Here is a 25,659-nt window from a genome sequence, read left to right as displayed (position 1 = left end):
CCGCCCTTGGAACAACAGGACAAGTAACCGGCGACGTTCACCGAATGTCTTCCGCCACGCCGGCAGCGCGGTCCGGAAGCGAAATCGTGGATAGGCAATAGCAGTATTCGAAACGGACTCCGCCAACGATCTCCCCGTTCGCAATTCTTCGCCGTTATCGGGCGCACGCCGGTTTGCCGCCCAAACGTAATGCCATTCCGAACCTAGGCGAGGACAACTCGCCAGTCAATGACGGTTTGAGAAAGGCCGAACCAGGCTTGTACGATGTAGGCCCGATTGAGATCTCGAAAGAAAGGCTGATCGAGTGCAAACCCATGTGCCGCCGGCCTTAGTCGCGAGTTCCATGGCCAAGGCGATCGAGACAGCGTCAGTCCACACAGATCCATTCACGTACGCGGTTCTCAGCGATATATTCCCGGACGACATGGTAGCGGAGCTCCACGCGCTCCTCCCCGACGACGCGGAATACGAACGACTCCGTAGCCCGGATTCGCTATTGAGCCGCAACCCGTTCCGCTCGTCCTGGCGGTTGAAACTCGACGAGCGTACGCCGGCCGATCCATCGCCGCGGTTCCGGGCCTGGGTCGCCGTTGCCGAAGAGCTGAAGAAGCCGGCCACCGTGGAGAGCTACCTGACGGCCTTCCGCGACTGGTTGCCGCGGGGTCTGCGCGCCGAGTCGCTGAAGATCGGCGTCCGGCTCTACCGCGACCTCGGTGGCTCCGTCATCGGCCCGCACACCGATGGGGCCGACAAGATCATGACGTGCATCCTGTACTTGCCCGGGGCATCCCCGCGAAGCGATTCGGGCACGCGCATCCTGCGGCACCGGGATCCGGCCTTCACTCCCCTGCCCGACTCCGAGTACGACCACACCCGCTACTACGACGCGTGGGACCTGTTCGAGACGGTGGAGGCGGTGCCGTACCAGGCAAACACGGCGATAGCCATGGTGCGCGGCCCGCGCTCGTTCCACAGCGTGGCCATCTCGCCCGACGCACCGCCACGGTTCAGCCTCATGTATCGGTTCATCGTCCAGTGAGCGGCTGTCCCGACGAACTCGTCCTGGTCACCGGTGGCGCCGGCTTCCTGGGCCGACATCTCGTTCGGCACCTGACCGAGAGAGGCCGGCCGGTTCGCGTGCTCGACGATCTGTCGACTGGCGACCACGCCGCCCTGCCCGCCGGGGTGGAACTACGCGAAGGCGACGTGCGCGACGCGGCCGCGGTCCGCTCCGCCTGCGAGGGTGCCACTACCGTGGTGCACATGGCCGGCGTCGTCGGCATGCGACTCGCCACCGCGCACCGGCAACTGTCCTTCGACGTGGCCACCATCGGGACAAGGAACGTCATCGAGGCAACCGGCGAACACGTCGACCTGGTGCTGTTCTCGTCCTCTGCCGTCTACGGCCTCAACGAGGCGGCCGTGCCCATGCGCGAGGCGGTCGCGATCCCACGGTCGGTGCCCCACGCCTACGATGGCGGCAAGGACGGCTACGCCACCGGCAAGTGGGAGATGGAGCGGTTCGGCCGCGAGGCCGCCATGGCCGGTCGGCGCACTCTGACCGTGCGACCGTTCAACGTGGTCGGCGACGGCCAGAGCTCGGCGTACGGAATGGTCATGCCGACCTTCCTTCAGCGCGCGCTCGAAGGCGAACCGCTCGTGGTGTACGGCGATGGCCGCCAGCGCCGGTGCTTCAGCGAGGTGAACACCTTTACCCGGGCTGTGTTCGACCTGATGGCCACGCGGGAGGCCTGGACGCCGGGCAGGAACGTGGTCAACGTCGGATCGACGGCGGAGACCGCGATCCTCGATCTGGCGCACCGCGTGATCGCCAAGGTGGGAAGCGACTCAGCCATCGTCCACGCCGACTACGGCTCTGTGTTCGCCGGGCGCCGCGACGTGACCCACCGGGTGCCGGACAGCACACTGCTGAACAGCCTCGTCGGCGAGCCCGGCTGGATGGACGTGGACATGATCATCACCGACATACTGCGGAAGCTGGTGGTTAAACAGTGATCAACGGTCAGTCGATCAGTGTCAGTGCCAAAGCGGCGGTCATCCGCGACGGCAAACTCCTGGTCACCGTCTACGAGGAGCCGTTCCTGCACTACAACCTGCCCGGGGGCCGGCTGCGCAACGGCGAGTCACTGGAGCAGGCGGTCGTCCGCAAGCTTCGGGAGGAATGCTGCGCCGACGTGGAAGTCGACCGCCTGCTGTACGTCTTCGAGTACATCCCGCCGGAGGGCGCCGACGACCCTGCGGAGTACCAGAAGGTTCAGTTCAACTTCCTGGCCCGGCTCGCGGACGGCTGCGAGCCGCGTCTCCCGGACACCAAGGGCGAGGAGGACGGCATCGCCTGGCTCGACCTCGCTGCGGTCGCCGACGCACCGATCCTCCCCCCGGTCGCCGGCAAGCTGCTCGAAGCACTGGCCAAGCTACCTGAGTACGATCCGCTCATTCCCGCGCATACACCGGTCGCGCCGAAGAGCGTGGCGTGATGGAGACGGCCGCCGTCAACCTCCGTGCCGAGTATCGGCTCCTCATGCTGTTGTCCCGTATCGATCTCGATGCCGAGGACCGGGCCGCCGTCCGCGAGTTGCTCGCCAAGTCCACGGACATCGACTGGGGGCTGTTCATCGACGCGGCCGGCCGGCATCGGGTGCTTCCGCTGGCCGCCGGCAACCTGGCGCGCTACGACCTGGCCTTCGACGAGAGCGACGGGCACCGGCTGCTTCCGTACTGGTGGCTGTTCGCTGGTGTCCCCCGGGCCAACGGCGAGCGCAACGCGGTGCTGCGTGCCGGGTACGCACCGGTTCTCCGTGCCCTGACCGAGGCGGGCGTGCCGTACGTGGTGCGCAAGGGTCCGGCGATCGGCGAGCGCCTGTACGGCGATTCGTCGCTGCGCGTCACCAACGACCTCGACATCATGGTGGCTGAGAGCGACCTGCCCCGGTTCGCGGACTGCCTCACGTCCGTCGGTTTTCAGCAGGGCCGGTTGGACCGGACGCGAGCGAGGATCGAGCCGTTCAGCCGCAGCACCACGATCTACTGGAAGGTTCACCTGGTGAACGAGCTTCCGTTCGTGCGGGCGGCCGGGTTCGCCGGGGTCGACCAGTACATCGTCGACGCGGTGACCAGCACGCTGCACTCGGCCGCCGCCCGGCCGGGAGACACCGCGGAGGTGCTCGCCCGGGCCGTGCCCACCGTCCTGCACGGCGAGCCGAGCTTCGTGCTCGACTGGCCCGACTGGCTGCACAATCTCGCGGTCCACCTGTACGAGGAGGCGGTCAGCCCGTACCACATCCGCCGGGGCAAGGACCTCCGGCTGCAGAAGTTCGTCGACATCGCCGCGATCGTCCGGGCCTCCAGAGGCCAGGACGACTGGGACCGCTTCGCCGCGCTGGTCTCGCAGTACCGTACGGAGCGCGAGATCTACTACACGCTTCACCACACGGATCTCGTCTTCCCTGGCGTGGTCCCGCCTCACATCCTGGCCGCGCTCCGCCCCACCGACCTGGTCTACCTCGATGAGTACGGCGGCCTGAAACGCCCGGCCGAAGCCTGGTCGCAGCCGTTCCTGGTCCGGCTGTTCGACACGAGTCGACGTCACGTCGCCGAGGGCCTCCAGATCCCGCCGAGTGCGTGACCGTCCGCCTGACCGGCCCACCGTACGGCGCTCCGTGCACGGACAGTCGCGCCGCTTCGGGCAGCCGACGGTCCGCACATCCCGTCGCGACCGGCGCCTCAGGCACTCCGCCGCAGTGCGCGTAACGCCGGCAGATCGCCGTCTCGCATAAAGGCCAGCAGCGCGCCTCCCGCCGTCGAAACGTGGTCGAGCCGATCGGTCAGCCCCAGGGTGCGCAACGCGGCCGCGGTGTGCCCTCCCCCGGCGACGGAACGGCCGGATGATCGACCGATCGCGAGGGCGACCTCCCGCGTCCCTGACGCGAACTCATCGATCTCGAACCGCCCGACGGGCCCGCTCCACAGCACCGAGCCGGCCGATTCGAGCACGGCGCCGAACGTGGCGACGGTCGAGGGCCCGATGTCGGCGATCCGCCCGTCCGCGTCGTGGACGAAGTCGGTCGGCAGGCGTACCGGTACGTCGCTGTCGGCAAAGGCCCGTACGGCGCCGAGGTCGGCCGGTGGAAGCCGGATCTCGTCGCCACGATGCGCGGCGCGCAGCGCGACGGCCGTCAGCCCGCCGACCAGCATCTCGTCGAACTGTCCTGCCAGCATGCGGGCCAGCGTCAGCTTGTCGGCGATCTTGGCACCGCCGATCAGGAGGACGCGGGGGCCAGAGGCCAGAGTGCGGAACCGGCTGAGCGACGTCACCTCGTCGACGAGCGCGAAACCCGCGGCCGAGGGCAGGATCGCCGGGACACCGACGACGGACGCGTGCCGGCGGTGCGCGACGGAGAACGCGTCGTTGACATACAGGTCGTGGCGGTCGGCCAGTTCTGCGGCGAACGCGGGGTCGTTGGCCTCCTCCCGGGGATCGAACCGGAGGTTGGGCAGCAGTTCGACCCCGTCGATGAGGCGGTCGACGATCGGGCGTAGCACCCCCGTGTCCAACTCGGGCTGTGGCCCGGACGGGTTGCCGAGATGGGTGGCGACGGTGACGCTCGCACCCTGTGCGCGCAACCAGCGGAGCGTCGGGATGCCGGCGAGGATGCGCTGGTCATCCAGCACCCGCCCGGCCACCAGAGGTGTGTTGAAGTCTGTGCGGACCAGGACTCGCCGGCCTCGCACCGCGATGTCCGGCAAGCGTGCGATGCCGGGCAGGTGGTCGTCCATCTAGTACTCCAGTGACACTTCGCGATCTTGAGGCGTTTGGGCCACATGGCGACGGCCACCGCGTGATCATCGGAGTTTGTGAAGACAACCAAAGATCGTGCGGTGGCCGCGGACCACAGCGTAGACCCTGACGGCTGGATGGTCATCTTCAACGAGCTGATGGCCCGGATCCCCGGCCGTTCGGCCGCGTCGAGCCCCGCCGCGCCGCCAGTGCGTACGTGCGCGGTCTGCTGGCCGACATCGACCGCAAGAACTGCTGGAACCTGGCCGAACACGCCGCCGCCAACGGCCCGCAGGCGCTGCAGCGGCTGCTGCGTACCGGCCCGCTGGGACGCCGAGGCCGTGCGTGATGACGTGCGCTCGTTCGCTGTCGAGCGGCTCGACCCCGGCGGTGTGCTGATCGTGGATGAGACAGGGTTCGTCAAGAAGGGCGCCCGTTCTGCGATAACTGTGAGACTCATGGGTGTGCTGCCTCAGACCGGGTTTGACCCGTGCGACAACTGGCCGATCGCGTGTCTTGCTGTCGATCTGTCGGCCCGGCCTGGGGCGGTATGTGGCGCCGGTCTGGAAAGCGTGTCCCGATTGGGGCCTTGGCCGAGAAGGCACCGTCACAGTTGTGACCGCCCTGCCCGGTCCGGCGCCGGTCATCAACACCGAACCGAATCAGGAGCAGACAACCCGTGCCCAGCACGCCCCACCCGAGGTATCCAAGCCCCTGGCATCCAACCTCCCGTAGGTGCTGCTGGGCGTCGATACCCATAAGGACGTCCACGTCGCCGCCGTGCTGCTGGGCAGCCACTCCATTGCAGCCACCGCCGCGGGCTATCGGACGCTGCTGGCCTGGGCTCGACAGTTCGGCAACGTCGTCCGCGCCGGGGTGGAGTGCACCGGTTCGTATGGTGCGGCGCTGGCCCGTTTCCTGCAGCAGGCGGGCTGTGCAGGTGATCGAGGTCAATCAGCCGGAACAAGGCGACCCGCCAGCGCCGCGGCAAGAACGACGCCGTTGACGCCGAATCGGCTGCCCGGGCGGTGTTGTCGGGCCAGGCCCAGTCCGTGCCCTAGAGCAGCGACGGGCTGGTGGCGGCCATGCGCATGTTCAAGCTGGCTCGCGACTCGGCGGTCAAGGCCCGCACCCAGGCGATCAACCAGCGGGGAAGGCCGTGCTGGTCAATGCCGACCCGACGCTGCGCGAATCGCTGACCGGGCTGGGCCTCCAACCACTGGTCCGCAGGTGCGCCGAGTTGCCCGAGCCCGCTGCCGAACGCCCCCCGCTCACGCCGCGGCGATCATCACGCCACAGCTCCCGGCCGGCCGCATCCTCCAGCTGGCCGCAGAAGCCCGGAACCTGGAACGACGCCTCCATGAAGCGGTCGCCGCTCATACTCCCCGGCTGCTGGAGCGCGTCGGTGTTGGACCGGACTGCGCCGCCGCGCTGCTCATCGCCGCCGGAGACAACGCCGAACGCCTGAACAGCGAAGCCTCCTTCGCCGCCCTGTGCGGTGCCAGCCCCATCGAGGCATCCTCGGGCAAAACCCCAGAGACATCCGCTGCCTCAAACGCTACGTCGCCCGCGAGCTCTACCCTCTCCTTCGCCCAAACTCTTCCCGTTCCTCCGGCCAGCCCGATGCGACTTGACATCCATAGAGGCATCGACAGCATCCATCACGCCAAGCCGTCGCCGCCTACCTGGCCGAGCATCCCAGCATGGAGAAGCTATTCGGAGCGCGCTACAGCCCGCACGACAACCCGGTGGAGCGCATTTGGGCCGCGCTCAAGGCATCATCGCCAACACCGCCGTCAGCTGGCCCGGCAGGCTCAGACAGATCCACGCCTTCTTCCGCGCACGCTCGCCGAGCCAGCTGCTGACCGCGGCGGCACCCTGGACCAGCCCCTGGCTGCCTGCCGGTTACAAACGGAACTTCTGGAATGCCGCTCTAGTCGACCGCGAGCAGACGATGGGCTGCCGGCGGCGCGTCCTTCAACGCCTCCAGGAGCAGCCCCTGGATCGGGGGCAGTAACGGTGCCGATGCGAGCCGGTCGAGTGCCACGGGCTCGATCGACGCCGACGCGCGATCGAGCCGGAACGCCGCGCCGACCCGCGCCGCCATCACGAACTCGAGCTTGTGGAAGACCGACGGATCGCTGCCCGAGCCGCCCGGTAGCGTCTCGTGCACGAAGAGCAGGTCCTCGATCTGGACACCGTCGCCCAACGACTCCGCGCACTTGCGGTTCAGAGTGTCCAGCATCGGCTCGTCCGGCCGCACGGATCCACCCGGCAGGTTGTAGTGCAGGTGCGGGTCGTGATGGGCGATGAGCAGCAGCCCGTCGCCCATCCGCACCGCCGCGCGGACCGCGATCTTGAGCCGCGGCGTGACCGAGGCGGTCATCGTGGATATCCGAAGATCCGGTCGAGCTCCGCGATGACGTCCGGCGGAAGCGACACGTCCCCGGCGTCGAGGTTGAGCTCGAGATGGTCGAGGCGGCGGGTGCCCGGAATCGGCGTGACGACGTCGGCCACAGTGAGCAGCCATGCCAGCGCGAGCTGGGTCGGCGGCAACCCGATCCGGTCGGCCACCGCGGCCATGCGATCGTCGGGCACCGCGTCGTTGAGCGGCGTATAGGCCAGGAAGCGGATGCCTTCGCGCGCGCAGATGCGCAGCACCGGTGAGGCGCTCAAGTCCCACAGACTCAGCCGGTTCTGTACGACCTCGACGTTGGCCACGCGCCGGGCCTCGGCGAGTTGCTCCACATCGACGTTACTGACGCCGATGCTTCGGATGAGCCCTTCCCGCTGCAACTCCCCGAGGCAGCCCATCGACTCGGCGAGAGGCACGTCCGGATCAGGCGTGTGCAACTGGTAGATGTCGATGATTTCGCGGCGCAGCCGACGCAGGCTCTGCAGGCAGGAGGAACGCAGGTGCTCGGGCCGGCCATTCGGCTTCCACCCGCCGTCTTCACAACGCACGAAGCCGCCCTTGGTCGCAACCATCGTCGCCGCACCTGGCGGAACCTCCTCGCCGATCAGGGACTCGTTGAACCCGGGGCCATAGGCGTCGGCGGTGTCGATGACCGGCACTTCGCGTTCGATCACACGCCGCAGGACCCGGCGCGCGTTCTCCAGGTTCTTCGGCGGCCCGAGCACGCGGGAGCCGGTGAGCCGCATCGCCCCGAAGCCGATGCGCCCCACACTCTCAGGCATGCGCCCGCGCCGCCTCCCCCTTGATCCGCGCGATGTCTTCCGAGACGTGGTCGATGATGCGCTTGCGTGCGTCGCAATACTGCTTCTCATAGACCGTTCCCTCGTACGGGATGCGCTCGGAGAGCATGCCGCCACGGCACGTGCTCTGGTGGCTGCAACCCGTGCACTTGTCCAACAGTCGCTGCATCTGGTGGAGAAGCGCCGGGTTCGCCCGGTAGTCGATCAGTTCCTCGACTGTCGTGAGCGTGTCCATGCTGCCGATCAGCGATTGCGGCAGGTCGATCTCATCGGTGGTTCCGATCCGGCCGTCGGGATAGAGCGTGACGACAAAGGGGCATTTGCGGTCGCTGAACGACTCGTAGCCGTTGAGCAGGCCGGCGATGCTGCGGATGACGCTGACGAAAGGCTCGATCGAGAACTTGGAGTACAGGCCCGTGTTCCGCCAGTAGTCGTAAGCCTGCAGAATGAACTCGGCGTACTCCATGGGGCTGGTCGACCACCCCGGCATTCCGACGCCGTCGGGGTTGAGAACCTGGAGCGAGACGCGGTTCGGCGTGGCGTACGCCTTGGTCGTGACGTTGTAGTCGAAACACGGCGCGAGCTTGACGCCTCGCACCGCGCCGAACTGCGCGATGTTGTCGAGCACCTCGGTGGCGCGGCCAAGCATCCGCCGGGTCACCACAGCGATGACGCCGACACCACGACCGCGTCGCTCGCACAGCTCCAGCGCTTGGACGACCTTCGCATACGTCGGGCGATCGTGGAAGTCGACGCGATGGGCGTTGCCTTCCTGATCACCGTCGAGGCTGATGCCGATGTCCAGACCTGGCCACTGCTCGTCGAAGAAGGCCAGCCATTCCTCGTTGAGGAGGATGCCGTTGGTCTGGATGGCGACCCGGGCGACGCCCGGATACTGACGAAGGAGCGCGAAGATCTCCGCCATGCGCGGCCTCTTCATCAGCAGCGGTTCGCCTCCGTGGAGCTGGATCGCGAGCGGCCGGCCGCCGCAACTGTCAAGGAACTTGGCGACGTCCTCGGTCTTCAGATATTGAGAACCTCCGTACGGCTTGCGGCGCTCGTAGCAGTAATGGCAGTTGATGTTGCAAGTCTCGCCGACAACCTTCAGCACGACCAGCAGACTGTCCTGCGATTGCGGCATGCGTAGCTGCATGATGATCCTTCGCTCTTCGGCTGCCGACAATCCAGACAGTGACTGGAGACAGATTTGCGTCTCCGGTCACGGTCCGGATCAGAGGTTCGTTACTCCTCGGGCTTGCCCCAGTCACGAGACGAAACAGCGGTGGAGTGCGCCGCCTCGTGCACCAGGCTGGCCTCATCGAGTTTTACCTGCTCGACGGCCTCGACGAATGCCTTGAAATTGTGTTCCTGCTCCACTGAAACCCTCCTGTCTGGTCTTCATTACGCTAATGGTGACAAGCCTCAGCAACATAACAACGGCTCAATGGCTCGTGCAAGAACGGCAAATCGATTCAGCGTATACGGACGCGGCAAATGAATCCTGAGCGCTGGACACGATTCGTGCGGCTGGTGCAGCGTGGAGCCGTACGCTCCTCCGTTCTGCCTCAGAAGCGGTGGTGACGCCGGCTGACATGCCACGGCGAATCGCAGGAGGGCGACGCATCCGACAGAGAAATCGCCCTGCCGAGGCGCTCCGATCCGAAACGGGGAATCATGCGAAGCACCCACCACTTGCGCCTGCGCCGACGCGACCCGCACACCAACACCATGGACGACGTCGCCGATTTCACGCAGCGATGGGACGATCCGTCCGCCGGGCGTCCGGAGGAGTTCTACCAGCTGAAACACTCGTCGTACGGCAACATCAACATCAGTGGCGAGCCGGCCGACTACACGGCCGATGATCTGTCGCCGCACGACGCTCAGTGGTGGGCGGCCATCGAGCCGGGCGTCGTCCCGCTCGTACGACTGGTCGTCGAGGAGTTCGGCTGGATCACCTACAGCAGTTGCGAAGGCCACCTGTACGTCGGACTCGACCACCCGCCGAAGTCCCGCGACCTGGGCATCCTGCCTCGTGACGAGGAGGAGGCGGAGCGCGTCGCCAAGGTCCTGGCCGACGCGCTGGACCGGGTCGAGGCGAGCGCGCTGACCACGCCGCACGTCTACCTCCGGGCCTGGCACAACGAGCTGGCCTGCAAGGCGTCGGGGCGGATTCACACCGTGTACGACCTGGCCATCGAGCCGGCCGAGGGCGCGAGCTGGCCGGACTACTTCGCCTGCGTGGACGCGGCGAGCGTCGAGATCGTGGCGCTCCTTCGCGCCGCGGCCGGATAGCGTGGCTGTGAGGTTCGTGCCGGCCCGTACAACTGCCGCACTGCCGCAGTTGTACGCCGCCCGGATCACGCACGTTCGGACACGTGGACTCGGTGGCCGGAGCGGTCAGCCGACGAATGGGCTCTGTGAGCTCACTCGGCTCCATACCGATGTGGGACCCAGCCGAGAAATGGCGTCGTCCGGCAATTGATCAAGAGTCACGAGCTGAAATTCTTCTCGTGCGCCTTTGATGAACGAAGGCAAGGCCGCCATGGTCAGCTGCGACCAGGAGTGGCAGACGATCACCGCGGGACCGTCCACCTCCCGCGTGCCGGCCGCCATGGCATGACCGACCTCAGCCGTCGTCGCCGTACAGTCCCAGTCCACGGGATCAACATTCCAGTAAACACTTCTGAACCCGGACTCGGCCAGCCGTGCGAGCACACGCGCATCGTCCGCGCCACGGCCGAACGGCAGCCGGAACCAAGGGAGCGGGTCGCGGCCCGTGACATTCTTGACGATCTTGTGACCGCGAGAAAGGTCCGCGTCCATGCCGTCGTCGTTGAGATAGGTATAGGCGGTGTGCCACTGGGAGTGAAGACCGATGAGGTGCCCCTCGTTCGCGATACGACGGGCTGTTTCGGGATACGCGGCTGCCCACGAGCCCTGGATGAAGAAGGACGCCTGTATCGCCGCCTCACGGAGGTGGTCAAGGGTGGCCTGCACGATGAGCGGGTCGCCATTCGGCTGATCCGGGTGTTCGACGTCGAACGTAAGCGCCACAGCTCTCATGTTGATCCCTCTGGAAGTCGGCTTATTCCGCCCGCGGGCGGCCTTTCAGGCGGGCTGCAAAGCGTACGGCATGCCATCACGCCCTACAACCGTCCGCCATAGAGCCCGGAGAACCAACTGGCTTCCCAAAGGATCGGCCTTCCAGGTAACTTCTTGCGAGGCCTGGGCACGGTGTCGTGTCTTTGGTTATCCGATGCCGCCCCTTTCGGGGTGCCAGTGACCGAGGAACACCTACCCCAACCCGACAAGGGGTCACATTGACGTTCGGTATTGATTACTTCGAGGAGCGCTACAAAGCAGACTCCGACCCGTTCCTCTTCGAATCCAGATGGTATGAGGAACGGAAGCGCAGAATCACACTCGCGGCGCTTCCGGATCAGCGATACGATAACGCTTTCGAACCCGGCTGCGCAACCGGAGTGCACACACTCGAGTTCGCGCGGCGATGCAAGCGGGTTCTTGCCGCGGATTTCTCCGAATCGGCCCTTCGGCATGCTCGGAGGCGGTACGCGCAGGCACAGGGCGGCGGCGACCGGCTCGGGCAGGTGGATTTTGCCAGGTTGATGCTGCCAGGTGAGTGGCCGGACGAGAAGTTCGATCTCATCGCGGTATTGGAGACGCTCTGCTATTTTGAGCGTGACGATTATCGAGACTTCGTCTCCAGAACCGTCGACAGCCTCATAGAGGGCGGTATTCTCCTGCTCGTCCACTGGCGTCCGCACGATGATACGCCGCTGAGCGCCGACGAAGTTCATCGCGGTTTCAGCGAACAGCCGGGCCTGGTTCTTCTCAGCCGGCACGAGGAACAATTTCTTCTCGAGGTCTATGGCAAGGGGTCTGCCGAAACGTTCCGATCGAGGCCAGGGCTCGTCGCGGAGGTCGAAGTCCGCCAGCAACGAAGCGCCCCCCTCACCGTGACCTAGGACTGATGAGCTGAGTGACCGGTACTACATTCACAGATCTTGAAGTAGTGGATCTCCGCGTCGGCGGTAGTGGCTGAGCCGGGCGCGGGCTTGGTGAAGGCGGCGGAAGGCTGACCAGGTCAGGACGTGTTCGATGGCGTTGGCGGCGGGGATGACCAGCCGGGCCAGGACGCGTCGGATCTCCGCCGGCGAGAGCGGGGGCACGGGTTCGGGGGCGTTGTTCATAGTGGTTGTAGCGGCGGCTGGCGGTCTTTTCCCTCGTCGGCGGGGGTGTCGTTGTCGTCGGGTAAGGCGGCCTGGGTGACGGCGAGGAAGGCCAGGGCGAGCATGGCGGTAGTGACGTGCCGATGCCAGGGCGTCCACTTGCGGACCTGGTATTGGGTCAGGCCGAGCAGCTCCTTGCTCTGAGCATTGTTCTCTTCGATTTTCCAGCGCAGCCCGGCGAGTTTGATCAATTCGGTGATCGGCGTGCTGAGCGGGGCATGGGCGAGGAAGAACTCGATCTCGGCCGAATCGGTCACCGAGCGGCGGATGAGCACGGTGTGGGCGTAACCGGGGGCGGGTTGCTGCTCGGCCAGATGCACGGGCACGGAGGTCCAGTCATACAGGCGGATGCCCTTGGCGCCCTGCCAGCAGGAGCGGCGCTCCCAGATGGCTGGGTTGCCGTGGGCCAGCAGGCGATCCAGCAGGTGGCCGACTGGTTCGGTGCCGCCGCGCACGGCGATCAGCGGGAGGTCGACAGGGACGGCCAGCACGTAGCCGATCTGCCGATCGTGGCAGAAGGCGCGCAGGCCGGGGTCGCGCCCGTAACCGGAGTCGCCGCACAGGTAGCGAAACGGAGTGCCGGCCGCGATCTCCTCGGTGAGCATGTCGATCGCCAGGTGAGGCTTGGTGGCGAAGACCACCTCATCGGGTACTCCGGCTTGCCTGCGCCGTTGCGGATCGGCTGCCCAGGTCTCGGGCAGGTACAGCCGCCGGTTGATGAAGGCGTGCCCGGCCGCCGAGGCTTAGGTGAGCATGGGCATGACCTGGCAGTTTTCGACTTGTCCGGTCAGTCCGCAGTATTGGCGGGCCACCGCTACCGACTTGTCGCCCTTCTTGATCGCGCTGGTGTCGTCGGCGATCAGCACGCCATCGGGGCGGCCGGGATGCTCCAGCACGTAGGCGCGTACCTTATCGCGCAGCGCGTCGGCGTCCCATTTGGCCCCGTTCAGCAGCCACTCGAACCGGTGGGCTTTGATGTGGCCGATGTGATCGGCCAGTTGCCAGGAGTTCTTCCGCGGGACGCCGGCCAGCAGAGCGCGGACCAGGTCACCGAACGTTGAGCGCGTCTCGGGCCGGGTGAACATCGGCCCCGCGATCCGCTCGGTCAACGCGCTCAGCTCTGCATCCCAGGACACGACCAGATCGTAGGTGAGAGAACAGGTCACACGATGACGGTGGAGCAATACCGGCCCCTGTATTCGATTACGATCAGTGGCGTGGCGAGTGTATAAAGGGCGGGACTGGCGGATCTGCAGCCGCCGGCGAATTCGGCTACCATGCAGCTGTCACAAAACAAGCCTTAGAGTTCTGATTGTGGTCGGCGACTCGTTCAACTGCGGCCGATTCTCACTTGAACGGTGACGCTTAATAGATGCCGTCGCCCAGCGGATCTCCGCCGCACATTCTCCAGGCCCGCGTGCAGAGCGTGTCCAGGCCGTCTCAGAGGTCGGTTCCCGCCCATTGACCGGACGCCGACCGGCTGTTCCCGCGGAGACCCGGGAGCGGAGCCGGACTCGCATACGCGAAGGATATGGTGAGCGACTGATGCCGGACAGCAAGTTGAGCGTTGCCATCGTGCAGCAGGGCGTATGGGACATGCCTCTCGAATCCGTTCCTCTGGCAGCCGGATACCTCAAGGCGTCGGCCATGGCCGACGAAAACATCTGCGCGGCCACCAAGATAGAGATTCTTAATTTTCGCGGAAAAGTGACGCATACCGAGATGGCGTTCAGGCTCTTCCGCCAGGAGATCCCCGATGTCCTGGCCTTCTCGGTGTTCGGGTGGAACTTCTCCGCGTTCAGTGCGCTGGCGACCGTTTACAAGCGGCTCAATCCCCGAGGTCTGGTAATTTTCGGCGGCACGCACGTGTCCCAGCAAGCGGTGCGGGTGTTCCGCTTGTGCTCGGACGTCGACATCGTCGTGAACGGGGAGGGAGAAATGACCTTCCGAGAGCTCCTCAGGGCGAGAACGGCCGGGACCTGGGCCGAGTCGCTGCCAAAGGTCGCGGGAGTCTCCTGGAGACGAGAAGACGGTGCGGCCGTCACCAATCCCGCACGTCCTCCGCTGGACCAGCTCGACGTCATCCCGTCCCCGTATCTCACGGGCGCGATCGACCTGATCGACGGGGCCGGACAGTTCCGATACGACGTGGCACTCCTCGAAACCAATCGTGGATGCCCATACAAGTGCTCGTTCTGCTATTGGGGAGGCGCGATAGGTCAGCGCGTCCGCGCCTTCTCCCGAGAACGGCTCCGCGCCGAGATAGAGCTCTTCGCGAAGCTGGGCGTTCATACGATCGTGGCCTGCGACGCCAACTTCGGCATGCTGCCCATCGACGGGGAGTTCGTCGAGGATCTCCTGGAGGTCAAGGAGGCGTACGGCTTCCCGAAAGCCTTCGAGACCTCGTGGGCGAAGAACAAATCCGCCCTGTTCTATGACATCGTCCGCAAGATGAAGGACGCAGGCCTGAAAAGCTCCTTCACCATGGCGCTCCAGTCGCTCGATCCAGAGGCGCTGCGGCTGATGGACCGCAAGAACATGAAGCTCAACAAGTGGAAGGACCTGGCCGCCTGGTTGCAGAAAGAAGGCTTGGACTGCTATGCGGAGCTGATCTGGGGCCTGCCGGGTGAGACCGCCGACTCGTTTCTCCAAGGTTATGACGAGCTCTCGGAAGTCGTATCACGCATCGCCGTCTATCCGCTCATGCTCCTGCCTAACACCAGGTTCAGTGAGAAAAAGGAAGAGCTCGGCATCATTTCGATTCGCGGTGACAGCGACGACTTCGAGTACGTCCTGGCCCACCGGCACCTCACGTTCGACGAGAATCAGCAGATGCTGCGGTTCCTCTTCTGGGCTCGTGTCATCGCGGAGAATGCCGTTCTGCGCCATATCTGGGCGCCACTCAGGAAGCTGGCGGGCATAACGCAGTCGCAGGTGCTCGAGAATATCTGTACCTGGGTCGAGGGAAGCGATGACGAGGCGGTGCTGCCCTTACGCGACATGGCCCGGCGGGCACATGGTGGCGGTGCGCCGGCCTACGCCGCGGCCATCGCGTACCTCTTCGTCGATCCGAACGGCACCCGAGCGCTCGAAAAATGGTGGCGTGCGGGGCTGACGCCCTTGATTCCCGCCGTTCACAGACCCCTGCTGGACGAGGTGTTCCGCTATGATCTCCTCACCCGGCCCGTATGCCCGGCCAACCCGGGTTCTGTTGACACCCCCTGTGGCCCTGATCTGCCCATAGTGCGTCTCAATGGCATTGACCGCTACGTCAGAGCAGGCATAGACCTCGAATTCGACGTTCCCTCAATACTTGCCGAACTGCGGGCAGGGCACGAGGTGTCCTCGGCACCGAAGAGGACGCGGATCGACCTCTATTACAAGACGGGCGCCCTGAACGCGGTGCTCTCGACCAACCACGAAGAAATCATGCACTACATGGGCGATGTCGCAGCCCCAGCCCGCCCGGCGCGAGACCAGAAATTCCAGGAAGGCGATTGAGATGGGTGTGACGTCGTGGCCGCTGCCCCCGGCGGAAGAGTACCGTGAGAATCCTTTCATCGCCGCGATCACCCGGGTCGCCGACCAGGTGCTCATACCGAATGCCCAGCTCGTCGACCGAGGAACAATCCCTCCGTCGCACCTCACCGCACTCGCCGAGATCGGCGCCTTCGGCCTGAGTGGGCCGAAGGCTTTCGGAGGCGCGGACGTGCCCTCGGCGGTCATGCGTGAATTCATGGAGATTCTCGCCGGTGCGTGCGCGTCGACCTGGCTGACCGCTGGGCAACATTTCCCGGCGATGCGGATGGTCGCGCAATCCCCGAACGATGCCCTGAAGCGGCGACTGCTGGGGAAGATGTGCTCCGGATCGGTCATCGCGGGAGCGGCCGTGTCACATCTTCGGCGATCCGGGCCACCGGCCCTTGTCGCGGTGCCGGAGAAGCAGGGCTGGCGAATCACCGGAAAGACCGACTGGTACAGCGGGTGGGGGCTCAACCACATCCTGGTGACCGGCGCTCATACCCGTGAAAGCAGAGTGGTCTTCCTGGTGATGAACGCGGAGGAGCAGGATTGTCTACGCGCGTCCGCTGACCTGCCACTCGCGGCCATGGGTGGCACGCGTACCGTGAGCCTGCGGTTGGACGGCGTCTTCGTGGAAGAAGCGAATGTGGTCGAGGTCGTCGACATGGACGCCTGGCACCGGCCCGACGCCCTGCGCCTGATCAACGCCAGTCCCGCCGTGTTCGGCATCGGCCGGGCGATCCTCGCCGCATTGCGGGATCGCGGCGTGGAGAGCGAGCAGCCGCGTGTCCGCGAGACAGCGAATCGCCTGGCCGGCCAGCTTGAGCACATTCGCAGCAGGGCGTATCACCTGGTGGATCACTCGCGTCCCGACGACGAGATCTCCGAGAAGATCAAGCTGAAGAACAGCGCCCTTTGGTTGCTGAACGAGATTGCGTTGACCTACCTCAGCGTCTGCGGCGCCGCCGGAATGACGCGTGACCATCCGGCCCAGCGCTGGGCGCGAGAGGCGCTGTTCTTCTGCACGGTCCAGGGGTCCACACCGCGGGTTCTCAGGGAGCGCGCCGACCTCCCCGCGAACCTCAGCATCGGTTGAGCTCGGAACTCCCGCCGACACGAGGATCGGTTCCCCATGCCGTCGGCGAACTCCGCTCAAATGGTTCCGCACCGAACGAAAGTCGTCTCCGCGACTCGGCTCCGGCTGTCACACGAGTCGAATCACCGCCGCTGACACTGAAACGGAGCTGACATGACCAAAGCCATCGCGCTCGCGACCGAGCTCCTTCCCGTACTCGCGCAGCACGCGGCGAAGGCGGACGCCGAGGCCGCGTTCCCGCACGAGAGCGTGCGGGCGCTGCGCGAATCCGGCCTCTTCGGGCTGCTGGTTCCGGCCGAGCACGGTGGCATGGACGGCGATCTCGGAGACCTGGTCGATGTGGCGGCACTCCTCGCCGGCGGTTGCCTGTCCACCGCGATGATCTGGGCCATGCATTGCCAACAGGTCGACGCCGTCGTACGGCACGCAGGTGAACGGCTACGCACGGAACTCCTGCCTCGTATAGCGCGGGAAGGCTACTATCTCGCCTCGGTCACTACCGAGCCGGGCAAGGGTGGCCACCTGCTGAGCGCGCATTCGGCGCTGCTCACCGAGGACGAGAATCTGGTGGTGCAGCGCAGCGCGCCGGTGGTGACGGGCGGCGAGTACGCCGATGGCTTCCTGATCACCATGAAGGCCGGCCCGGACGCGCCGTCGAATCGCATGAGCCTGGTCCACCTCGACCGTACCCAGGTCGACGCCCAGGTGGTCCGGGGCTGGGACGCGATGGGCATGCGCGCCACGCGCAGCGTCGGCATGCGGCTGTCCGGCATCGCCGCAGGCCACCAGGTGATCGGAGCACCCGGCGGATTCCGGGAGATCGCGATCGACAGCATGATTCCAGCAGGGCATCTGGCCTGGTCGTCCTGCTGGCTCGGCGCCGCGCGGGAGGCGCTGGACGGGCTAGTCGCGCTGATCCGGTCCGGGCAGCGCCCGCGCGGCATCTCCCCGGACAGCGATCTGGTCCGGCACCGGCTCGCCCGCGCTCGTATCGACCTGGAACTATCGGGGGCGTATCTCCTTCGCATGCGCGACGAAGTGCTGCGGCGGCGGCTCGCAGGGTCGCCGTTCAACGACCGTCCGCTGCACATCCGCCTGGACACCTTGAAGGTCGCCTGCTCGGAACTGACGTTCTCGGCGGTGGACCGCCTCGTGCAACTGGGCGGGGCGATGACCGGGTACCAGCGGGATGCGCCCGTTCCTCTGGAACGCCACTTCAGGGATCTGCGCTCGGCGAGCCTCAACTACTCCAACGACCGGCTGCTGACCGCCATCGGGGCGCTGACTCTGCTCGACGGCGCCGGCCCGCTGTCCTGGGCGCCATGAGCACACGCGACGACATGTCCTCGGCGTGTGCGGTTGATCCATATCCCTGTGGGAGATACCCGGTTCGGACAAGGAGGGTGTTCGCATGACCGAACAGCCGTGGCCCGCTCTCTTCGAGAAGACGCTGCGCACCTATTTGACCCCCCTTCCTTCCGGCGAGCCGATCTCTCCCGACCTCAGCCTCACCGACCACGGCGTGGACTCCATGGCGGCCGTCAGCCTGCTCCTCGACCTGGAGCAGGCATTCGGGGTGACGGTTCCCGACTACATGCTGACGGAGAACATGTTCGCGACACCGGCCGGCTTGTGGACGGTCATCGGCTCTCTGGTGGCCCAGAGTCCGGCCGAATGACGGTGGTCGTGGGCGAGCGCGCACGCCGGCCGGAATGCCTTCGTGGCGCCGACCGGCTGGCGCAGCCCCGATCCCGGTCGCGGTCCCCGGAACAGAACCTTCACGCGAAAGGCTCAACATGCAAGAGGTGAATGCCGCGGAGAACCAAGCCCTGACCTGGCTGGCCAAGCTCAGCCTCAGAGAAAAGGTCGGACAGCTCTTCATGTCACACGTGCACGGTCACACGTCCACAAACGTTTCGCCATGGGCGGCGCAGCGGAATCTGGCGGATTTCGGCGTGCGAGATGCCCGAGAGCTCATAGCGACCTACCACGTGGGAGGAGTGATCTATTACCGGTGGGCGATCAACCTGGTGGACCCCCTTCAGATCGCCCGGCTGTCGAACGGCATCCAGTGCGAGGCACCGACCGAGCTTTTCATCGCGATCGACCAGGAGAACGGCCGGGTGGATCGACTGGGAACAGCGTTCACCCAGTTCCCGGGAGCGATGGCCCTGGCGGCGACGGAAGACCCGCAGCATGCGCGTGCTGTGGGACGCGTTGTCGGGAAAGAGCTCAAGCGGGTAGGGATCAACCAGATCTACGCGCCGGTGTGCGACGTCCTGGCCGACGTGAACAACACGGTCATCGGCACTCGTTCATTCGGAACCGACCCGGCTCGCGTCGGCGCGTTCGCCGCCGCCAACACCGAGGGCCTGCAGCAGCATGTCTCGGCGGTGGCCAAGCACTTTCCTGGGCATGGCGCGACCGACATCGACTCCCACACGTCGCTGCCCACGATCCAGCGGGACCATGACTGGAGCAGGCGGGATCTCCCTCCTTTTCTCGACATCATCCACGTCGGTGTCGACGCCATCATGACCGCCCATATATCCGTTCCCGCACTGGATCGGGATGCACGACCCGCGACGCTCTCGCGACGCATACTCACCGATCTGCTGCGGAGCGAACTGAACTACCAAGGACTGATCGTCACGGACGCTCTGAACATGGGCGCCATCGACTCGGCGGATCAATCTCATGTCGTGGAGGCGTTCCAGGCCGGCGCCGATCTGCTGATGCGGCCGTCGAATTTTCCGCGCGCGTATGATGCCGTTCTTCGAGCGGTCGAATCCGGCGAGATTCTCGAGGACCGTCTGCATGAATCGGTATTACGGATTCTCCGGGTGAAGGCACGGCGACGCATTCTTGGTGGCGCACCGGTGGACGTGGCAGGCGTTTCGGACGCGGTGGCCGTTCCCGAGCACAAGGCGATCGCCCGGACGATCGGGCGTGAGTCCGTCACGCTGATCAGAGACGACGCCGGACTACTCCCTATACCTGCCGGTCGATACGCGCGCGTGCGGGTGATCGCCACCTGCGACAGCCCGACCTTCCTCGTCGCGAAACGATTGGCCGACAAACTTACTTCCGCCGGCCATCCCTCGGCTCCTACCGACCTGCATCACCTGCCGTCCCTGGACGACGTCAAGCGCTTGACGCGGGACGTCGAGCCTACCGACTTGATCGTCGCAATGACGGAACGCGCCTGGATGGAGGAGCGCTTCGGGCAGCGCGAGCTCGTGTCGGCCCTCGCGAGCCTCAATGTCCCGATCATTCATGTCTCTCTCGCCGAGCCCTTCGACATCACACACCTGTCACCCGGCCTCGGCGCCGCCCTCTGCGCCTACTCGGCGTCCCTGCCTTCTGTCGATGCGCTGGCGGACATCCTCACCGGCCACGATCGTCCGAAGGGAACCCTTCCGGTGAGCATGGCGAACGACAGTCCGTGAGCCGGCCCGCGCCTGGTCCCGCGGACGGTCGCAGGGGTCGAGCCCCTGGTCGGCACCGGCCGCCCTACCGGAAATTGTGGTGACGTTGCTTGCGGAGCAGGTCGTCCGGCTCGTCTCTCTCGCGTATGAGGTAAGACTTCCCCTCGTGGACGAGCACCTCGGCGGGGAAGCCGTGGCTGATGAACAGGCCAGGGGACGCGGAGAGCCCGTACGCCCCCGACTGGAAGATGCCAAGGACGTCACCGACGCGGGGCTTCGGCAGCATGACATTCCTGCCGAGCAGGTCGTTAGGCGTACAGAGGAGGCCCGCGATCTGGCAGACTTCCTCGGGCCCTGCCGCGTCCTCCAAGAGCCTGATGGGGAAGTTCCTTCTCATTATGGAGCCGATGCCCACGGCGGACAGATGGTGGTGGGTTCCTCCATCGGTGATCACGAAACTCTGCCCGTGGGATTCCTTCACCGAGCGCACCCGGACGAGATATACGCCGGCGGCGGCGACCAGGAACCGCCCCATCTCCAGAATCATCCTGGTGTCAGGGTGGTTGTGGGCGAACCGCTCGATCGCCGGGTTCATGACCTCCGCCAGCGCGTTTAGATCGAGTGGGTGCTCGCCTTCGAAGTACGGCACGCCGAACCCGCCGCCGATGTCCACGGCATCCAGGCGTATTCCCGTGGCGGCGGCAACCTCCTCGGCTAGGTCGAGCGCGTAGCCGGTGTTGGCTGCGATCGCCTGCCAGTCCAGGATCCTGGAGCCGCAGTAAACCTGGACGCCGGCCAGGTCGGCGTGCCGGAACCGGTTGGCGAGCCGCCGCTCGGCCAGCAGCGCCTTTTCGTCGATGCCGAACTGCCTCGGTTTCCCGCCCATCGCCAATCGCGCGCCCGGGGCGGACGAGGCCGGGTTGATCCGCAGGAGCACCCTTTGCCGTACGCCGCGCTCGCCGGCCAGGCGCTCGATCCGGTCGAGTTCGTCGAAGGCCTCACAGACAATGGCGTAGATATTGGCCGATATACATGCGTCGAGTTCGTCATCACTCTTTCCGGGGCCCAGAAAAATGACGTCCTCGGGTGCCGCACCGGCGGCGAGCACCGTTCTCAGCTCGGCGAGAGACGAAACCTCGGCCCGGGCGCCGTTCGCGTTCAGCAGCGCGAACACACTGATATTTGGATTAGCCTTCAGCGAGTAGAAGACCTCCAGACGAGAATGCAGGACATTTCGAACATGAGCAAGCGCCCCGGTCATGCGGGAACCGTCATACACGTACGTCGGCGTCCCGAACTCCAGCACCAGATCGTGATAAGGAATCTCCATCACAGCCTCCAGGCCACGAAGAACCGGTTCTCGGAAGACAGCGAAATATCGTCGTCACGTCATCATGACCTGTGACGAGCACCGGACATCGACCTCACCATGAGATATCACAGCGAGCAGGCCGTCCGGTAGGGCGGACCGGGAATACCCGCACGAGCATTCGCCCGGCCGGGGGCGCAGTTCAGCCTTCCATGGAGAAGTCCGCATGAGTTGCCTTTTTGATTTACTGGAAAACGCCGCTCACGTTCACGGCGATGCCAAAGCCGTTGGCCTGGGCGACCAGCGCCTGACGTACGGAGAGCTGCATCATGCCGCGCTGAGGGCCGCCACATGGCTGCACGAACAGGGGGTGCGGCGTGGCGACAGGGTCGCGATCCTGCTCTCCCAGTCCCTCGTGACGGTCCCGCTGCTGTACGGCTGCGCCCGCCTCGGGGCGCCGTTCGTCATCCTGCACGAACAGGTGCGCGGCCCTGCTCTCGATCACATCCTGTCGGATGCCGCGCCCTTCCTCCTTGTCGGCGACGATCCAGCGGTCATGACCCAGGCTCGGGCGGCCGGGGCCCGCGCGGTGGGAGTCGACGATCTCGTCATGGCCACTCGCGCGCCGGTGAAGGATGGATCCTGGGCGGCACCCCTGGCCGTGGACCCGGTCTGCCTGATCTACACCTCGGGAAGCACCAGCCTGCCCAAGGCGGTGGTCTCGACCCACGACCAGTTGCTCTTCGCCGCCCAGGCCATCCAATCCCAGCTGTGTTACCAGCCGGGCGACGTCGTCTTCGTCTGCCTTCCGCTCTCCTTCGACTACGGGTTGTACCAGCTCTTCCTCGCCGCCCTCAGCGGCGCCGCGGTTCACCTGGCAAGGCGGTACGAGGTCGGTCCCGCGCTGGTACGCGGCCTGAAGGAATCGGGCGCGACCGTGTTGCCGGCCGTACCGTCTATGGCCCAGAACCTGGTCCGCATGCTCGACAGGTTCGGCGGTGAGCTGCCGAAGCTGTGCCTGCTGACGAACACCGGCGCTGCCATGCCGGAAGATGTCCCGGCCAGGCTACGATCACTCCTGCCCGGGCTCCGCATCCAGCTCATGTACGGCCTCACGGAGTGCAAGCGCGCAACGATCATGCCGGTGGACGAGGACCTGCGCCGTCCCGGATCGTGCGGACGCGCCCTGCCGGGCACCGAGGTATTCACGGTGGACGACCAAGGGCGGCGGCTGCCCCCGGAGACCTACGGGGAGATCACGGTCAGAGGGCGGAACGTCATGGCGGGTTACTGGCGCAGCCCCAGTTTGACCGACGAACGTTTCCCCAGAAGGGACGGGCTTCTCCCCGAGCTGAGAACCGGCGACTACGGGCGGGTGGACGTCGATGGTTATCTCTATTTCTCGGGGCGTCGTGACGACATCTACAAATCCAACGGCTTCCGGGTGAGCGGCATCGAGATCGAGACGGCCTGCCTACGCATTCCCGGTGTGGACAAGGCGACGTTGCTTCCCCCCGACGGGACCAGGAAAGACGCCGTGCTGTTCGTGTCCGGCCCGCTCGACGCCTACGACGTGCTCAAACAGCTCGGCGCACAGATAGAGCAGTACAAAGTGCCGAAACGGTGTGAGGTCCTCCCGGACATGCCGATCAACCACAACGGCAAGATCGACAGGGCGGCGCTGGCGGCACTCCTGGGTTAGGCACGCGCGCCATCGGCGAGCGCCTCGGAGTCCCAGACCAGGTTCGTGGCCAGGGCGCCCTCCACCAGCCGCCCCCACATGGCCCGGCGTCTCGGCTTCCCACTCGTTGTCCGCATGACAACGCCGCGCGGCACCACGAATACCATCACCCTCAAGCCGCGCAGGTGCCTGGCCACGGTGCGGCCGATGTGCTCGACGCCGGCCTCCACGCCTCCCTCGACCAGCACAGCGACCGTATCGCGACCCTCGAAGGAGCCGACCAGCGCCACGGTCTGCCGCGGCCGTGGCGAGGCCCTGATCGCCACCTGTTCAACGTCCTCGGCGAAGAGCCACTGGCCGTATCGCTTGACCCCGTCGCCGAGGCGGCCGACGACGTACAATTGCCCGCCTCGCACGAAGCCGGCGTCTCCGGTCCTCAGCACTCCGCCGAACTTCTCGATGCCGCCGTCCTCTCGCACGTATCCGGCCGCCAGGGACTCACCTCGCACCTCGATCTCGCCGAGCATGCCCTCCGCGACTGGGCCGCCTTCCTCGTCCACCACCCGCATCTCCACCCCGCGGATCGGCGCGCCACAGGCCACCAACGTCGTGCCCGCACCTTCGCCGGTGACGACCCGGACGGGGCTGCCGAGCGCCAGCGTTCTCCCGTCCACGGTCATGGTGCTGAGGTCCGCCGCGCACGCACTGCCCGTGACCGCGAGGGTCGTCTCCGCCATGCCGTACGCCGGGACGACGACCTCCCGCCGCAGGCCGCACGGCGCCAGCAGGTCCAGGAACCGGCGGACCACGTGGGCGTGAATGCGCTCGGCTCCGACAACGGCCACTCGCCATCCGCTGAGATCGAGCTCGGTGATCTGGTCCTCCTGTACCTTCGCCACGATGTGGGCCAGTCCGAACGCGGGCATCGCGGTCACCGTCGCGCCGTGGTCCGCGAAACACCGGAGCCAGCGCAACGGCGACCGCACGAATTCCTGCGGTTGCATCAGCCACATGTCCGACACACCTTCGATCGGCAGCAGGAACATGCCGACCAGCCCCATGTCATGGTGGAGCGGCAGCCAGCTCGCATACGAGTCGGCGCCGGTGACCTCCAGCCAGGCGTGCATGGCGGCCGTGTTCGACTGCAGGGAGGCGAAGGGCACCGCGACACCACGAGGAGGTCCGACGGACCCCGAACTGAACTGGATCACGCCGATCTCTGGTATCACCGGGTGCGTGTCCAGCGGCTCGATGTCGTCAGGGATGTCGGTGACGACGGTGCATCCGTGCGCACGCACGACGGGCTCGATGATCGCCGCGGCATCCTCCGTCGTGGCGATCGCGGACGGTGACACCATCCGGACGATCCGGTCGACATGATTCAGGTACGCTGTCCGGTCCCGCAGCACCGAGGGTTGCGCCACAGGCGAAGGCGTGGCACCCAGCAGCAGCGCGGCGAAGAAGTCGGCCATGAACTCGGGTGAGGTCCGCCGGACCAGGACGACCACGTCGCCCTCGGACACTCCTGCAGCCCGTAACCGCCTCGCCGCCCGCCTCGTTTGCAGGGCCAAGTCGGCGTAGGAGTGGAAGTTCCACGTGCTGCCGTCCCGGTCGAGAATTCGCAAGCCACGGTCAGCGGGTGGGTTCTCCAGCCATGTCAGCAGTGCCACTCTCGTCCTCCCTCGGACCAGCCACGTGCCGGCTCAGTACGTCTCTACCTAGGGGATGTGAAGGCAGTCAATGAACATGTCGAACGTGTGTCCCATCACCGAGTTGCCGTCCGGATGCGCCGGCTCCACCATCGCACTCGCGTGCGGGCGTATAAGAGTGTGATCATTCGCCGGACGAGCAGACTGAGCTAATCTGAAGGCCGCAGGCGCCGCGTCGCCTCGATGGATCGTCGGTCCGTGCGACCGCCTCACCGCCTGCCGCCACGCAATGGTCAGCTCATCAATGACGAGCGACAATCGCAGAGAGGCCATGCATGTCCGACACCCACGCGTGCACGTGTCACGACCATGAGGCTCTCCGGCCGAAAGTAGACGATGTCGTACAACGGATGGTCGGAATGTTCGCGCCGGAGCCCTCCGAGCACGCTCACCTCGACGCCCGGCTTCTTGAGGACCTGGGGTTCGACTCGATGCGTCTGCTGGAGCTCGCCTTCAATCTGGAAGATCTCTTCACGATGGATCCGGCGAGCATGGGCGAGGCTCCTCCTGTCGGCACGGTGAGCGAGCTGTCCGAGTACCTCGCAGAAAAAGTGTGCACGAATGAGGCAACATTGCCGACCATGGACGCCGTCGAGGCCGCCATCGACGCCGCCGCCCTGCACTTCCTGTAGCCGATCGTCCCTGCC

22 protein-coding genes and 4 pseudogenes are annotated in these 25,659 nt (G+C 65.9%); 16 read left to right on the top strand and 10 right to left on the bottom strand.

Annotated elements, in window-relative coordinates:
- The first annotated feature begins 343 nt into the window (after nucleotides 1–343).
- Genes ACIBI9_RS62015 through ACIBI9_RS62000 form a run of 4 tightly spaced genes read left to right on the top strand, consistent with a single transcriptional unit; the run spans nucleotide 344 to nucleotide 3,646 of the window.
- A complete protein-coding gene (locus ACIBI9_RS62015) occupies nucleotides 344–1,039 on the top strand; it encodes a hypothetical protein (protein WP_397237544.1) in 696 nt (231 codons plus the stop codon).
- Nucleotides 1,036–2,016: an NAD-dependent epimerase/dehydratase family protein gene (locus ACIBI9_RS62010; protein WP_397237542.1), complete on the top strand. Its 981-nt coding sequence runs from the start codon at nucleotides 1,036–1,038 to the stop codon at nucleotides 2,014–2,016. Before ACIBI9_RS62015 ends, ACIBI9_RS62010 begins: the two co-directional genes overlap by 4 nt.
- Nucleotides 2,013–2,498: an NUDIX domain-containing protein gene (locus ACIBI9_RS62005; RefSeq protein ID WP_397237540.1), complete on the top strand. Its 486-nt coding sequence runs from the start codon at nucleotides 2,013–2,015 to the stop codon at nucleotides 2,496–2,498. Before ACIBI9_RS62010 ends, ACIBI9_RS62005 begins: the two co-directional genes overlap by 4 nt.
- Nucleotides 2,498–3,646: a nucleotidyltransferase family protein gene (locus tag ACIBI9_RS62000; protein WP_397237574.1), complete on the top strand. Its 1,149-nt coding sequence runs from the start codon at nucleotides 2,498–2,500 to the stop codon at nucleotides 3,644–3,646. The genes ACIBI9_RS62005 and ACIBI9_RS62000 overlap by 1 nt, the downstream gene beginning before the upstream one ends.
- A gap of 98 nt (nucleotides 3,647–3,744) precedes the next feature.
- Here the strand turns inward: ACIBI9_RS62000 and ACIBI9_RS61995 are convergent, their stop codons facing one another.
- Complete coding sequence (locus tag ACIBI9_RS61995; protein WP_397237538.1) at nucleotides 3,745–4,797, bottom strand: phosphoglycerate kinase; 1,053 nt, start codon at nucleotides 4,795–4,797, stop codon at nucleotides 3,745–3,747.
- 134 nt (nucleotides 4,798–4,931) lie between these two features.
- On the opposite strand from ACIBI9_RS61995, the pseudogene ACIBI9_RS61990 reads away from it, so the two are divergent.
- From ACIBI9_RS61990 to ACIBI9_RS61980, 3 pseudogenes are all read left to right on the top strand, one after another.
- Nucleotides 4,932–5,241: pseudogene (locus ACIBI9_RS61990) on the top strand (transposase); the annotation flags it as partial.
- A 292-nt stretch (nucleotides 5,242–5,533) separates the two neighbouring features.
- A pseudogene (locus ACIBI9_RS61985) lies at nucleotides 5,534–6,328 on the top strand (transposase); the annotation flags it as partial.
- Between the two features lie 120 nt (nucleotides 6,329–6,448).
- Nucleotides 6,449–6,731: pseudogene (locus tag ACIBI9_RS61980) on the top strand (IS630 family transposase); the annotation flags it as partial.
- On the opposite strand, the gene ACIBI9_RS61975 reads toward ACIBI9_RS61980, so the two are convergent.
- The 4 genes from ACIBI9_RS61975 to ACIBI9_RS61960 form a co-directional block, all read right to left on the bottom strand.
- Complete coding sequence (locus ACIBI9_RS61975; protein WP_397237536.1) at nucleotides 6,732–7,184, bottom strand: NUDIX domain-containing protein; 453 nt, start codon at nucleotides 7,182–7,184, stop codon at nucleotides 6,732–6,734.
- Nucleotides 7,181–7,996: an aldo/keto reductase gene (locus ACIBI9_RS61970; protein WP_397237534.1), complete on the bottom strand. Its 816-nt coding sequence runs from the start codon at nucleotides 7,994–7,996 to the stop codon at nucleotides 7,181–7,183. Before ACIBI9_RS61970 ends, ACIBI9_RS61975 begins: the two co-directional genes overlap by 4 nt.
- Entirely contained in the window at nucleotides 7,989–9,167 is a 1,179-nt protein-coding gene (locus ACIBI9_RS61965; RefSeq protein ID WP_397237532.1) for a radical SAM protein, read from the bottom strand. Before ACIBI9_RS61965 ends, ACIBI9_RS61970 begins: the two co-directional genes overlap by 8 nt.
- Nucleotides 9,168–9,256: 89 nt before the next feature.
- The gene (locus ACIBI9_RS61960) at nucleotides 9,257–9,391 is read right to left on the bottom strand and encodes a hypothetical protein (RefSeq protein WP_397237530.1); all 135 of its coding nucleotides are present in this window, start codon (nucleotides 9,389–9,391) and stop codon (nucleotides 9,257–9,259) included.
- Between the two features lie 297 nt (nucleotides 9,392–9,688).
- On the opposite strand from ACIBI9_RS61960, the gene ACIBI9_RS61955 reads away from it, so the two are divergent.
- Entirely contained in the window at nucleotides 9,689–10,309 is a 621-nt protein-coding gene (locus ACIBI9_RS61955; RefSeq protein ID WP_397237528.1) for a hypothetical protein, read from the top strand.
- Between the two features lie 105 nt (nucleotides 10,310–10,414).
- Here ACIBI9_RS61955 and ACIBI9_RS61950 read toward each other — a convergent pair whose 3' ends face one another.
- Nucleotides 10,415–11,071, bottom strand: a complete 657-nt coding sequence (locus ACIBI9_RS61950; protein ID WP_397237527.1) for a polysaccharide deacetylase family protein — start codon at nucleotides 11,069–11,071, stop codon at nucleotides 10,415–10,417.
- A gap of 266 nt (nucleotides 11,072–11,337) precedes the next feature.
- Here ACIBI9_RS61950 and ACIBI9_RS61945 point away from each other — a divergent pair, with 266 nt between their 5' ends.
- Nucleotides 11,338–12,003 (top strand): class I SAM-dependent DNA methyltransferase, encoded by a 666-nt coding sequence (locus ACIBI9_RS61945; RefSeq protein WP_397237525.1) that lies wholly within the window; start codon nucleotides 11,338–11,340, stop codon nucleotides 12,001–12,003.
- A 30-nt stretch (nucleotides 12,004–12,033) separates the two neighbouring features.
- Here the strand turns inward: ACIBI9_RS61945 and ACIBI9_RS61940 are convergent, their stop codons facing one another.
- Both ACIBI9_RS61940 and ACIBI9_RS61935 read right to left on the bottom strand, forming a co-directional pair.
- A complete protein-coding gene (locus tag ACIBI9_RS61940; RefSeq protein ID WP_397237523.1) occupies nucleotides 12,034–12,228 on the bottom strand; it encodes a hypothetical protein in 195 nt (64 codons plus the stop codon).
- Nucleotides 12,225–13,352 (bottom strand): annotated as a pseudogene (locus tag ACIBI9_RS61935) (IS701 family transposase). Before ACIBI9_RS61935 ends, ACIBI9_RS61940 begins: the two are co-directional and overlap by 4 nt.
- A 460-nt stretch (nucleotides 13,353–13,812) precedes the next feature.
- On the opposite strand from ACIBI9_RS61935, the gene ACIBI9_RS61930 reads away from it, so the two are divergent.
- From ACIBI9_RS61930 to ACIBI9_RS61910, 5 genes are all read left to right on the top strand, one after another.
- Complete coding sequence (locus ACIBI9_RS61930; RefSeq protein ID WP_397237521.1) at nucleotides 13,813–15,768, top strand: KedN5 family methylcobalamin-dependent radical SAM C-methyltransferase; 1,956 nt, start codon at nucleotides 13,813–13,815, stop codon at nucleotides 15,766–15,768.
- 1 nt (nucleotide 15,769) lies between these two features.
- Nucleotides 15,770–16,885, top strand: coding sequence for an acyl-CoA dehydrogenase family protein (locus tag ACIBI9_RS61925; protein ID WP_397237519.1), 1,116 nt, complete (start codon nucleotides 15,770–15,772; stop codon nucleotides 16,883–16,885).
- Between the two features lie 153 nt (nucleotides 16,886–17,038).
- Nucleotides 17,039–18,211 (top strand): acyl-CoA dehydrogenase family protein, encoded by a 1,173-nt coding sequence (locus ACIBI9_RS61920; RefSeq protein ID WP_397237517.1) that lies wholly within the window; start codon nucleotides 17,039–17,041, stop codon nucleotides 18,209–18,211.
- 85 nt (nucleotides 18,212–18,296) lie between these two features.
- Entirely contained in the window at nucleotides 18,297–18,563 is a 267-nt protein-coding gene (locus ACIBI9_RS61915; RefSeq protein ID WP_397237515.1) for an acyl carrier protein, read from the top strand.
- A gap of 127 nt (nucleotides 18,564–18,690) precedes the next feature.
- Nucleotides 18,691–20,334: a glycoside hydrolase family 3 protein gene (locus tag ACIBI9_RS61910; RefSeq protein WP_397237513.1), complete on the top strand. Its 1,644-nt coding sequence runs from the start codon at nucleotides 18,691–18,693 to the stop codon at nucleotides 20,332–20,334.
- A gap of 64 nt (nucleotides 20,335–20,398) precedes the next feature.
- On the opposite strand, the gene ACIBI9_RS61905 is transcribed toward ACIBI9_RS61910, so the two are convergent.
- Nucleotides 20,399–21,643 (bottom strand): type III PLP-dependent enzyme, encoded by a 1,245-nt coding sequence (locus tag ACIBI9_RS61905; protein WP_397237511.1) that lies wholly within the window; start codon nucleotides 21,641–21,643, stop codon nucleotides 20,399–20,401.
- 205 nt (nucleotides 21,644–21,848) lie between these two features.
- Between ACIBI9_RS61905 and ACIBI9_RS61900 the strand changes: the two genes are divergently transcribed.
- A complete protein-coding gene (locus ACIBI9_RS61900; RefSeq protein WP_397237509.1) occupies nucleotides 21,849–23,324 on the top strand; it encodes a class I adenylate-forming enzyme family protein in 1,476 nt (491 codons plus the stop codon).
- On the opposite strand, the gene ACIBI9_RS61895 is transcribed toward ACIBI9_RS61900, so the two are convergent.
- Entirely contained in the window at nucleotides 23,321–24,973 is a 1,653-nt protein-coding gene (locus tag ACIBI9_RS61895) for an AMP-binding protein (protein ID WP_397237507.1), read from the bottom strand. The two genes, ACIBI9_RS61900 and ACIBI9_RS61895, sit on opposite strands and share 4 nt — an antisense overlap.
- Before the next feature lie 398 nt (nucleotides 24,974–25,371).
- On the opposite strand from ACIBI9_RS61895, the gene ACIBI9_RS61890 reads away from it, so the two are divergent.
- Nucleotides 25,372–25,644: an acyl carrier protein gene (locus ACIBI9_RS61890; protein ID WP_397237505.1), complete on the top strand. Its 273-nt coding sequence runs from the start codon at nucleotides 25,372–25,374 to the stop codon at nucleotides 25,642–25,644.
- The last annotated feature ends 15 nt before the right edge of the window (nucleotides 25,645–25,659 follow it).

It is taken from the genome of Nonomuraea sp. NPDC050451, from assembly GCF_044458585.1.
The sequence above is the reverse complement of the archived record's forward strand: the minus strand, read 5'-3'. Positions and strand labels throughout refer to the sequence as shown.